This is a genomic window from Gordonia alkaliphila (assembly GCF_023017165.1).
Classification (GTDB): domain Bacteria; phylum Actinomycetota; class Actinomycetes; order Mycobacteriales; family Mycobacteriaceae; genus Gordonia; species Gordonia alkaliphila.
The window spans coordinates 1,392,876-1,404,545 of sequence record NZ_JALKBW010000001.1 but is presented as its reverse complement, the minus strand read 5'-3'; the positions used below and the strand labels follow the sequence as shown (position 1 = coordinate 1,404,545).

Below are 11,670 nucleotides of genomic sequence, written 5' to 3'. Positions count from 1 at the left end.
CGGCTTCCAGCCGGTGCGGGCAGGGGTCATCGCGCCGAGAGCTGCTCGGCGTCGGGTGGGTGTTGATCGGGCTGGCGTCGGACGACGCCGCGGTCAGACGGCGGCGGCCTCGGCGCTGCGGCGCCGCAGGGCGGGCTTGTCGATCTTGCCGACCGGATTGCGCGGCAGTTGCTCGACGATGTGGATCCGTGCGGGCCGCTTCACCTTGGCCAGCCGGTCCTCGACGAACGCGGCCAGGGCCTCGGCGGTGACGTCGGCGTTCGGGTAGGTCACCACATAGGCGACCGGCACTTCACCGAAGAACGGATCGGGGGCGCCGATCACCGCGCACTCGAGGACGCGGGGCTCCGCCGACAGCGCGGCCTCGATCTCCTTGGGGTAGATGTTCTCGCCGCCGCGGATGATCATGTCCTTGATCCGGTCGACGATGCGCAGGTAGCCGTCCTCGTCGAAGGTGCCGACGTCACCGGTGTGCAGCCAGCCGTCGACGATCGTCTCGGCGGTCGCCTCGGGCCGGTTGAGATAGCCGCGCATCACCGCCGGGCCGCCGATGAGCACCTCGCCGCGCTCGCCGGTGGGCACGTCCTCGCCCGTCGCGCCGACGATCCGGATCTGCTGACCGGGCATCGCCGGACCCACCGTGCCGAGCTTGCGCACGCCGTCGATGGGGTTGCAAGCCGAGGCGCACGTGCCCTCGGTGAGCCCGTAGCCCTCGACGATCGGGATGCCGAAGCTCGCCTCGACCTTCTCCAGCAGTTCGCGGGAGATCGGCGCGGCGCCGCAGACGGCGAAGCGCAGCGAATCGGTGGCACCCGCGGGGATGTCACCGCGCGAGACGAGCATCGCGTAGATGGTGGGGACCGCGGAGAAGTAGGTGGGCTTGAGGCGTGCGACGTCGTCGAAGAAGCGGCTCGCCGAGAAGTGGCCGGTGATACTCGCCTGTCCCCCGGCCATGATCGGCGTCAGGCAGCTGACCGCGATCGCGTTGACGTGAAACAGGGGCAGGATCAGCAGCGCGTGCCCGTCCGCGCCGACCTGGAAGTGCTCGCCGGCGGCCCGAGCGAAGAAGTGCAGATTGTCGTGGCCCAGTCGCACGCCCTTGGGCTGCCTGGTGGACCCCGAGGTGTAGATCAGCAGCGCGTCGTCGGCGTCGGTCGGCGCCGTGGGAGGCGTCCAGGCGGCGCTCGGCACCGTCGCCAAGGTCTCGACGTCGACAAAGGTGCGCTTCGCCGCGTCACCCACCGGCGCGGCGGCCACCACGACCTTCGCGCCGGAGTCGGCGAGTTGGTACTCGGCCTCATGGTCGGTGAAGCCGGGGTTGACCGGGGTGCCGACGGCCCGAAGGCGCCAGGCCGCGCTGAGGACCACCAGCAGTTCCGCCCGGTTGGGAAGGAACGTCGCGATCACATCGCCGGGTCCGACGCCCAGTCCGGCCAGTTGCTCGGCGACCGCTTCCACACACTGCGCGAACTGCGCGTACGTCAGTTCCAACCGATCGTCGCGGACACACGGCGCGTCTCCTCGATACGCCAGGTCCCACGCGAAATACGTGCCTGTCACGGTCAACACCTTTCGTAGTCGGTTGTGACCATTGACACTATGGAGCTTTGCGGCACGGCGAAACGGCCTGCAGACACGAACTATCGGCGGGACTTTGTACCCGGAGCACAACCACCGAAGGGCCCGGGGTTCGCCGTGCGCTCACGACTGGGCGAACAGACCCTCCTGGGTGAACGATCCGACGCAGCGGCCGTCGACGGTGAAGACGTCGGCCACCACCAGCCCGCGACCGTCCGACGACGACGGAGAGCGCTGCGCGTACAGCAGCCACTCGTCGGCGCGGGCCGGCCGGTGGAACCACATCGCATGGTCCAGCGACACCGCGCCCCAGGGCCGGTCGCCGAGGTGCTCGCCGCCGACCGGGACGTCGTGTGCGGCGAGTCCCGCCGCCAGGGCGGTGATGTCGGACATCAGCAGCGCCCAGGCCGCGTGCGTGACGGGCTGGTCCGGCAGCGGACCGGCCGCGCGCAGCCAGGCCATCGTCGTGCCGTCCGGCGGATCCGGGACCAGCCGGAAGTCGGCGACGTTCATCGTCGACCAGATCTCGGTGAGGCCGCCCCACTGCTCGGCCCAATCCGCCAGCGTCGGGCACTGCTCGGGCGGCGGGACCGTCGGCATCAGCGCCTGATTGGCGACTCCTTCGCTGGGCGCGACGACCGAGACCATGGCCGTCGCCAGCACGCGGCCCGCCTGCTCGGCGGTCACCGATCGGTTGGACAGTCGACGGCCGTCCCGGGTGCGCGTCACCGCGAACTCCACGCGGTCCTCGGAGTTGCCGGGTGCCAGGAAGTAGACGTGCAGCGAACGCGGCTGCGCGGGCTCGGGCACGGTGCGCGCGGCGGCCACCAGCATCTGCGCCAGCAGTTGCCCGCCGAATAGCCGTCGGGCGCCGAGGTCGATGTTGTCCGCGGTGAACCGGTCGTCGTCGATCTCGGTCAGCTCGAGCGCTGCGAGCGCGTTGGTCAGCGGAGACACGGGCGTCGGCTTCACACGCGCCGCACCACCACGGCGGCGCCGAGGCCGAGGCCGCCGGGGATCGCCAGCAGGGCGAACTCGCCGTCGACGCGCGCGAGCTGATCGAGCGCGTTGACCAGCAGCGACCCGCCACTGGCGCCGAGCGGGTGGCCGGTCGCGACGGATCCGCCGTTCGGGTTCACCCGGGCCGGATCCAGGTCGAGTTCGCGGGTCAGCAGCAGCGGGGACACCGCGAACGACTCGTTCGCCTCGATCACGTCCAGGTCGGCGGCGGTGATCCCGGCCCGCTCCAGCGCGTCCCGGGCGGCCTGCACGCCGGCGGTGAGCCGCGGCGAGCGCACCGCGGTCTGGGTGGCGGCGACGATCTCGCCGATCGGCGCCGTACCCAGCGTCGAGCCTGCCGACCCGGAACCGAGCACGGCCGCCGACGCGCCGTCGCACAGCTGCGGCGCCGTCCCGACGGTGTGCAGTCCGCCCTCCGGGCGCAGCGAGTCGGGGAGTTGCCGGGCCACCAGGTCCCACGAGGGATCGTCGCCGAACAGCGTGGCCAAGGCGGCGAACCCGGCCAGGTCCGCGTCTGGACGGGCGCCCTCGTCGCGCGCGAGGACCACCGTGTCCCCGGGCCTGATCGGGATGACCGAATCCGACATCGGGGCCGCCGCGGCACGCTGGTGCGAGCGCACCGCGTAGGCGTCGAGCTCCTCGCGCGTGAAGCCGGCATCCGCGGCGGTGAGGTCGGCGGCGACGCCGATGGTGACGTACCCGGTCGCGTCTTGCAGCTCGCCTTCGAAGGCGAAGCTCGGCTTATCGAACAGCATCGGGACCCGCGACATCGACTCCACGCCGCCGGCCAGCACCACGTCGTTCATGCCCGACGCCACCTTGGCCGTCGCGGTGCCGATGGCATCCAGCCCCGAGCAGCACAGTCGCGAGACCACACCGCCGGGAACAGTGTCCGGCCACTGCGCCCACAGCGCCGCGGCGCGGGCGATGTCGCCACCCTGCTCACCGGCCGCCGTGCTGGTGCCGATGACCATGTCATGGACCTGCTCGGGATCCAGCCCGCGCTCCCGCAACGCCCGCAGCAGCGTCGCGAGCAGCTCGTAGGCGGGGACGTCGGCGAGCGTGCCGCCGGCGCGCTTCACCCGCCCCTTCGGGGTGCGGACGGCGTCGTAGACGAAGACCTCCGAGGCGAACTGAGACACAGCGAGTCCTTCCGAGAGCGCTTTAGTTAGCAGTGTGACTGTCGCTACTATAATAGACAGAGTTACTGTGCACGACTTTCGCGAAGTCCCGGTCGGCAGCGGTGTCCGTACCCCGCGATGCCGAAAGCGGGGGCGGCCCGCTGATCTGGGCCGCCCCCGCTTTCGCGGGTACGACTAGTCGGTGCCGTTCGCGACGCGGTTGACGGCGGCAACGAAGACATCGTTGAACGCGTCGTCGTCGATCTCAGCGCCATTGGCGGACATGTACTGGACCGACACCTGGTAGCCGTTCACCTCGGCGAAGCCCAGCAGAGCAGACGACTTCACGGTGGTGCCGGAGATCTTGGTGGTGGTTTCCTGCTCCACCACGAGAGCCTCATCCGCCTTGGTCTTGGGCGCCTTCTGCACCTTCTGCTTCACCGTCGCCGTCGCTCCGGCGGTCTGCCCCTCGGTGAACATCATCTCGAGGTTGGCGCACTTGCCGGTGACCGACTTGCGCTGATCGTCCATGCTGATCTGCTGCGGCGCCACCGACGTGCTGAGGCTCGACGTGCCCTTGGTCGCCACGGCCAGGCCGATGGTCTCCAGGTCGATGGATTCCGGCAGCAGGCTCAACTGCACGCACGACGACGGCTCGATCTTCACGCCCTTCATCGCCGCGAGGACCTGGTCGGTCGCCGCCTTCAGCTGGCCCTGCGGGATCTCCTGCGCCACGAAGCCCTTCGGGAACTCGTCGGCGGGCAGCACCAGTTCCTTCGCATCACCGGTGAGCTTCGTCGACGTCGCGGTATTCGCGGTGGTCGCACCATCGGACCCGGTGGTGGTCGCGGCCGACGACGAGTCGTCGCTGCTGCTGCAGCCGGCCAACGCGATCACCGCGCTTCCCGCGATCAGCAGGCCGCCGAGCCGTCGGATCGGATTCTTCTGCACACGCACCGTCATCGCGGCACCCCTCTTCCGTGGATCAGCAGCATCCCCACTGAACACCGCCCCCCGGTGATTATGACCTACGCCTCAGTGCGCCCCGGACTGCACACCGCCGGAGCTACTGGGGATCCTTGAAGTAAACCAGCTGGTGCGTGGTGGCCAGCAGCACCGCGTCATCGCCTGCACCCGACCAGATCTGACCGTCCTGATCGAAGTGACCGTTTCCGAAGCGGACGCCGCGGGCGGTGATCAACAGGTGGTCGCTGCCCTGCGCGGTCAACTCGGCCGGCGTGGCGTGGAAGTAGGTGGTCAGGGAGATCGTCCCGGCCGGCATGAAGGTGCCGTGCCGCAGGAAGGCGCGCGGGTAGAAGCTGTCGGCGATCGAGGCCAGCGAGGGGTAATCCAGCGACCGCTCTGGCACGTCGCGTAGCCAGAGCGTCGACGTCGAGTCGTCGCTGGCGCCGTCGTTCAGGCCGCCGACGACGAACCGCATGTCGTAGTTGTTCGCCCACGCGATGAAGTCGGGGAACCCCTGGGCGGCCACCTCCTCGACGGGCGGCGCGGCCGGCGGACGGGGCTCGGTGCTGCCCCACGTGGGGCGGTGCAGACCGAAGACCGCGCTGCCGGTGGACACCGTCGTACCGTTCTGCACGATCCGGATGACCCAGTGCTGGTTGGTGCGGTTGGTGCGGATGATCTCGGTGTGCAGGTCCCAGTCGCCGTCGGCGATGGGTGCCGCATAGTTCAAGGTCAGCGCCAGCGGCTCGCCGAGCACGTCCGGATGCTGCTGGAGGGCGTGGACCACCGTGGCCGCGGTGATGCCACCGAACGGACCCACCATGTTGGCGTACGCCGCATGGGTCGTCGCATGGAAGACGCCGGCCTCGCCGACGGTCACCGCGATCGCTTCGTCGAGTACATGGCTCATCCGTCGAACCCTACCCATCGCAAACCCTCCGGCGGCACCCCGCACATGTCAAAAGCAGGTCCGAAGTCATGGGTTTGCGCCAAATCTGTGCCGCTCAGGGCCGGTACGGGCACGGATTCGCCAAACCTACCGCTCATGAGGTATCTACATCACAAAGAGATACGACTGTGTGCCGGATCTCGATTGACAGAGATCCCCCGCGCAAACGGCCCCGCCCGCGCGCGCAGTTTGAGAAGAGTACGACCGATGTCCAGAAACACGGACTCCGGGCACGGCCGCGACCGACGAGGAGCCAGGTGGCTCCTGCTGCTGACGACGCTGCCGATGTTGATCATCACGGCGTTGGCGCTGCCGGTCGGCGAGGCCCGGGCGGCGCGCGCCTGCCCGCCTTCGCAGGAGTTCGCCGTCGGCGGCGTGGGCGACACGCAGAGTCGTTTCGTCCCGGGTGCCGCCGGGGCCACCCGCATCGCGTACACCGCCTCGCTGGCACCCGTCGGACTCACGCCGGGCGACGTCTCGGCGCGACAGGGCGAAGCGGCCCTGAACGCAGCGGCCCGGTCGTTTCGCGACCGCTGCCCGGAGAGCGCCATCCACGTCACCGGCTACAGCATGGGTGCGCTGGTCGCGGGGAACGTGCGGGACAGCTGGAACCGCGACCCGAAGATGCGCGTGAACACGTCGTTCACCCTGATCGCCGATCCCCGGTCCGACCACGGCGCCATGGCCAAGCTGCCCTCGGTCATCCCCGGCTTCACGCACACGGGTCGACGACCCTTCAGCACCATCCCGACCAGCTCCGTGTGCCGGTCCGGCAGCGACTTCATCTGCTACGTCGGCGATCCGACGCGGAATCCCCTCCCACTGATCGCCGGCGTCCTGGGCTACCTCACCGGGGATCACACCTATCGCAAGAGCGAAGTGACCGACACCCCCGGCGATCACCTCGTCGAGACCGCGACGCTCAGCGCCGGTCGGATCCTCCTCGCCGTGCTGATCCCCCAGTTCCCACTGCTCGGAGTCCTGGCGGCGCTCCCGGCGCCAGAGGAAGTGGAACCGCTGTTGGTGGTGGCGCAGGAGATCGCGCGCACCGTCGCCCCCGACCTGGTTCCGCCCGCGGAACTGTCCCTGGTCCGCTACATCCCCACTCCGCTGCGCGACTACCTGCCCCCACCGCTGGCGAACTCGGTGCCCGACGAGATCGGCGACATCGTCCTACCGGCGATCCCCACTCGCTTGGATGAGTTGGTGCAGCTACTCCTCGTCGTCCCCGGGGTGCTGACCACCGATCCACGCACCGACAGCGACCAGACCGCCGGCTTCGAGACGATCCTGCGGTTGCTACGCGCCACCGCGCCCACCCCTGCCCAGAGCACAACCGCCCGCGAGCGCTGGGATCGATCGAGCCTGCAGGCCGGTGCGGTCACTGCCGGACCCGCCCCCGTCGACGGCTGCGGCGCCGGAGCCCGACCGAAGGCATCCTGCGGTCAGTCCCTCAACGCCCCCGCGGTGATCAGCGGCGGTGGCCCCCAGGGCTACCGACCCCCAACCGACGACCGGTAGCGCCGCCGGCACGCAAATCTGTGCCATCGGGAAGCGTCGAACTGCGCCAACATTAGTTGGGTATTCAAGTATTTGTAAGGTAATCCTTGCCTACTTCACAGTAATCCACTATTAATGACGTAGCGACAGGTCCATTCGTTCGAATGATTTTGTCGGACAAGGGAATTCGACTATTGGCTCCAGCGCCCTCAGAGCGTGCGGCAGGTGTCTCGGTCGAACTCCCGGGTCGTGCCTGCCGCCCCTGATAGCCCGTACTGCACCCGATGTCCCGCCCGCGAGGAGACGCACGACCCATGTTGACAACGACCCGACCCGGGCATGCCGATGTCCATCGACGCTCGTGGCGGCCGAGGACCCTGGCCCTCGCGCTCCTGCTGTCGGCGATCGCCCTGACGCTGAACGCGCCGGTGGGCGCCGCACACGCGACCGGCACGTGCCCGGCCACCAAGAAGTTCGTTGTCGGCGGCGTCGGCGACACGCGGAGCGCCTGGGTGCCGGGCACGTCCGGTGCCACCCGTATCGGATACTCGGCTTCGCTCGCGCCCATCGGCTTCGGCCCGGGCGACGCTTCCGCAGCACAGGGCGCCGCAGCGCTGAACTCGGCGGCGCGGGGGTTCCGGAAACGCTGCCCCGACAGCGCCATCCACGTGACCGGTTACAGCCTCGGCGCACTCGTGGCAGGCAACGTCCGGGACAGCTGGACCCACGACGCAAAGATGCGGAACAACACCTCGTTCACGCTCATCGCCGATCCGCGCGCCGAGCAGGGCGCGATGGCCCAGCTGCCGTCGCTCATTCCGGGCTTCACCCACACCGGTCCGCGACCGGCGAGCAGCATCCCGACCAGCTCCATCTGCCGTTCGGCGGCCGACTTCATCTGCTTCGTCGGCAACCCCGCGGAGAATCCGCTGCCGCTGATCAACGGCCTGCTGGGCTATGCATTCGGCGATCACACCTATCGCAGCGGCGAGGTGACCGATGAGCCCGGCGCACACGACGTCGCGGGCCCGACCCGGATCGGCGCACCGGGCGAGGTCGCCACCGTATTACCACTGCCGTTGCCGGTGGAGGTGGCGCTCGCCGTGCTCCCGTCGCCCGCCGAAGTGGAGCCGGTTCTGGCGCTGGCCCAGGACGTGGCGCGCGACGTGGCACCCGGCATCGTGCCGCCGGCCGAACTGTCGCTCACCCGCTACATCCCCACTCCGCTGCGCGACTACGTGCCTCCGCCGCTCGCGGACGCGGTGCCCGAGCAGATCGGCGACGTGGTGCTCCCAGCGCTGCCGGCCCTCCCCTCGGCCCCGTCTCCGCAACCACGTTCCGAACCCGTCACGGCAGCGTCGTCTACCGTGCTTCGGGCCCTGCGAACCGCGCTCACGCAGCAGTAGCGACGCCACACCCACAGCGTCACACCCACGACGCCACACCCACAGCGTCGCATTCACGGCGGCGGTCCGAGGATTCTCTCGGACCGCCGCCGTGCATCCGGGGGTCCTCACCAACGCTCCTGACAGAGTTCATTGTCAGTTAACGAAACGGCGATTCAGCGGCGACACGGCGTCGGTATCTCTATAGCGGCAAAGGTTCATCTCCCGCGGATGGGCTTGTCCGCCAAGGGTTTTCAGCGACCCGTCCGCCCCGAGGAGATACCGCCCATGACTCGATCAACGACTCTCGAATCACCCCACCGTCGATCCTCCGCACGCTGGGTGGCCGTGCTGGCCCTGGCGCTTCTGGCGCCCGCCGCGACTGTCGCGGGCACCCTGACCGCCGGATCCGCCGTGGCCGGTGGCTGCCCGGACACCAAGGAATTCGCGGTCGGCGGCGTCGGCGACACCCACGGGCAGCACGTGCCCGGCGCCCCGCGCGACGCGACCGGCATCGTCTACCCGGCCTCGCTCGCCCCCGTCGGCTTCACCCCCGGCGACGTCTCCGCCGCCCGCGGTGAACGTGCCCTGAACTCGCAGGCCCGGGCGTTCCGAGCGCGCTGCCCGGAGAGCGCCATCCACGTGACCGGCTACAGCTTCGGCGCCCTGGTGGCCGGCAATGTCCGCGACGACTGGAACCGCGACCCGAAGATGCGGCAGAACACCTCGTTCACGCTGGTCGCCGATCCGCGCGCCGACCACGGCGCGATGGCCAAGCTGCCCTCGGTGATTCCCGGCTTCACGCACACCGGTCCGCGGCCGGCCGGTGCCATCCCGACCAGCTCCGTCTGCCGGGCCGCCGCCGACTTCGTCTGCTACGTCGGCAACCCGCTGGAGAATCCGCTGCCGCTGATCAACGGTCTGCTCGGCTACGCGGCCGGCGACCACGGGTACCGCCGCAGCGAGGTCAGCGACGTCCCCGGCGAGCACACCGTCGCCGGTCCCACGCGCGTCGGCGCACCCGTCGACCTCGCAGCGACCGACGGCAGCGAGCCCGCCCCGCTGCTGTCGTTGGAGGTGACCGTGCAGGTGAACCTCGCCGTGCTGCCGAATCCCGCCGAGCTGGAGCCGGTACTCGCCGTCGCCCAGGACATCGCGCGGACCGTCGCGCCCGAGCTGGTGCCGCCCGCGGAGGTCTCCCTCACCCGGTACATTCCGACGCCGCTGCGCGACTACGCGCCGCCGGTGCTCGCCGGAGCGGTGCCCGAGGAACTCGGCAGCGTCGTGTTGCCGCCGCTGCCGACGATCCGCGAAGCCCACGCGGATGAAACCCCACAGGCCGCAGCCCAGCAGACCGCGCCCCAGAAGTTCTAGAAGAACACTCCCGCGTACGGTTCGCGGTCGACGCGGAACAGCCGGTCGAGCCGCTCGACCGCCGCCGGATCGGCCACGTCGATCCGGCCCGCGGCGGCCAACCGCCACCAGCGCGTCCCGCCGAGGTACGTCGCGGCCAAGTCGGACACCGACACGGTGACCGCGGCCGGGGTGTCGGCGGCGACGCGGACCGCGCCGTCGGCGCCGATGCGGTACACGCCGTCGTTCTGGGGCAGCAGCCTGTCGTGCACCGCGAGGTGGACGGGTTCCGCGTCGCCATAGGTGCGCGCCGCGAGCGCGGCGGCGACATCGGCCAGTCGCAGCCAGGACTCGTCGCGCACCGGGCCGAGCGTCACCGCGCGTTCGTCGACGAACAGCAGCGGGAGCGGATCGTCGAGCGCCAGCGTGCCGACGGTGACGGTGTCCACCAGGTCGAGTTCCAGCAGGTGCCGCCACAAGCCGCGGTGGGCACCCGGGTTCAGCGCGACCAGCTCGGTCACCTCGATGGTCTTGTCGTCGCTGGTGAACCAGCCCGCGGTGTCCAGCGGCCGGTACATCGCGTAGCCGTCGTCGACGCCGTCGGTGCTGTGCACCACGAGGTAGCTCGGGCTCTTGTATTCGGCGGCGCGCAGTTCCCACTTACGCCACCAGACGTCCGCGCGCGAGACCGCCCCGTTCTGAGCCGCGCGCGCCGCGATCGGGGCCATCACCGCCACCCCGCCGTCGTCGGCGAGGCGCACGTTGCCCGGGCCGGGGCCGTCGTCGACGAAGCGGGCCGTCTGAGTGTCGATCCGCGCCGACCGCACGTGGCTGGCGATGCCGTAGCCGAAGCGGCCGTAGATGCCGCCCTCACTCGCGCGCAGCGTCGCCACCGATTCCCCGGCCGCCGCGGCAGCGGCGAGCTGCGTGCGCATCAGCGCGGTGACCACGCCTCGACGACGATGCGTCGGCAACACCCCCACCTGACTCACCGCGGCGTGCGGCACCCGCACGCCGCCGGGCACCGTGAGCTGCGTGGCGTAGGAGTTGGCGCTGCCGACGACCTGCTCGCCGTCGAATGCGGCGAGGAAGCGGCCGGGTTCGGACACGTCGACCGGATCGAACGGACCGAACTCCAAGCCCACCATCGCGCGCTTGAACACCGCGTACGCCTCGCGCACCAGATCCGGCTCGGTCACGACCGCGACGTCGGTCCCACGTGCGCGCCGTTCACCAGGGTTCATCGTCGTCTCCTCCATCCGCCGGGCGTCTGGTCGTGAACCTTACTGCCCGCGGACTTCGCGACCTCGGTGCGCGGATCCGGCGATGATCAGGGCGCTCTGAATGCCCAGTGTCGGCGTCAGTCGAGCATTCTCAGTCCCAACTTCCCCTGGTCGATGTAGTTCTCCTCGATGTATCGATCGCGTACTCGGTGATCTCGAGGAGGGCGTCGCGGTCCACCTGCGGGTGGCCCATGACCTCCACCATGTTCCGAGCCCAGATCCGATTGGTCTCAGTCGGCCACCGCCTCCGCCAGGTCCGTCGTAAAGGAGAGTCAGCGCTGCCGTCTGGCGCAGTCACCAGGCGACTGCACCAGACGGCAGAGTGCCCGGACAGGGCCGTTAACCCACGAGAGCTCGCGGGTTAATGGCCATTAACCCACGGTTGCGCTGACGAGAACAAAAAAGAGGTCAGATTGCAGTTCTGCAATCTGACCTCTTGATGGTGAGTGGTGCAGACAGGGAGGCCAGGCGTCATGACGGAGGGTCAAGTCCCGAGTAGTGGTGTAGCGCTGCGA

9 protein-coding genes are annotated in these 11,670 nt (G+C 69.8%); 3 read left to right on the top strand and 6 right to left on the bottom strand.

What is annotated here, in order from left to right:
- Window positions 1–93 precede the first annotated feature (93 nt).
- From MUG78_RS06205 to MUG78_RS06185, 5 genes are all read right to left on the bottom strand, one after another.
- The gene (locus MUG78_RS06205) at window positions 94–1,560 is read right to left on the bottom strand and encodes a class I adenylate-forming enzyme family protein (protein ID WP_246993239.1); all 1,467 of its coding nucleotides are present in this window, start codon (window positions 1,558–1,560) and stop codon (window positions 94–96) included.
- A 141-nt stretch (window positions 1,561–1,701) separates the two neighbouring features.
- A complete protein-coding gene (locus tag MUG78_RS06200; protein WP_246993236.1) occupies window positions 1,702–2,550 on the bottom strand; it encodes an acyl-CoA thioesterase in 849 nt (282 codons plus the stop codon).
- Window positions 2,547–3,740: a thiolase family protein gene (locus MUG78_RS06195; RefSeq protein ID WP_246993234.1), complete on the bottom strand. Its 1,194-nt coding sequence runs from the start codon at window positions 3,738–3,740 to the stop codon at window positions 2,547–2,549. The genes MUG78_RS06200 and MUG78_RS06195 overlap by 4 nt, the downstream gene beginning before the upstream one ends.
- Window positions 3,741–3,914: 174 nt before the next feature.
- On the bottom strand, window positions 3,915–4,682 hold the full coding sequence (locus tag MUG78_RS06190; RefSeq protein WP_246993232.1) for a hypothetical protein: 768 nt from the start codon (window positions 4,680–4,682) through the stop codon (window positions 3,915–3,917).
- A gap of 103 nt (window positions 4,683–4,785) precedes the next feature.
- Entirely contained in the window at window positions 4,786–5,595 is an 810-nt protein-coding gene (locus tag MUG78_RS06185; RefSeq protein WP_246993230.1) for a thioesterase family protein, read from the bottom strand.
- A gap of 246 nt (window positions 5,596–5,841) precedes the next feature.
- On the opposite strand from MUG78_RS06185, the gene MUG78_RS06180 reads away from it, so the two are divergent.
- From MUG78_RS06180 to MUG78_RS06170, 3 genes are all read left to right on the top strand, one after another.
- Window positions 5,842–7,155, top strand: coding sequence for a cutinase family protein (locus MUG78_RS06180; RefSeq protein ID WP_246993228.1), 1,314 nt, complete (start codon window positions 5,842–5,844; stop codon window positions 7,153–7,155).
- Between the two features lie 293 nt (window positions 7,156–7,448).
- Complete coding sequence (locus MUG78_RS06175) at window positions 7,449–8,540, top strand: PE-PPE domain-containing protein (protein ID WP_246993226.1); 1,092 nt, start codon at window positions 7,449–7,451, stop codon at window positions 8,538–8,540.
- Window positions 8,541–8,807: 267 nt separating this feature from the next.
- Entirely contained in the window at window positions 8,808–9,893 is a 1,086-nt protein-coding gene (locus MUG78_RS06170) for a cutinase family protein (protein ID WP_246993224.1), read from the top strand.
- On the opposite strand, the gene MUG78_RS06165 is transcribed toward MUG78_RS06170, so the two are convergent.
- The gene (locus MUG78_RS06165) at window positions 9,890–11,116 is read right to left on the bottom strand and encodes a GNAT family N-acetyltransferase (RefSeq protein WP_246993222.1); all 1,227 of its coding nucleotides are present in this window, start codon (window positions 11,114–11,116) and stop codon (window positions 9,890–9,892) included. The two genes, MUG78_RS06170 and MUG78_RS06165, sit on opposite strands and share 4 nt — an antisense overlap.
- Window positions 11,117–11,670 lie beyond the last annotated feature (554 nt).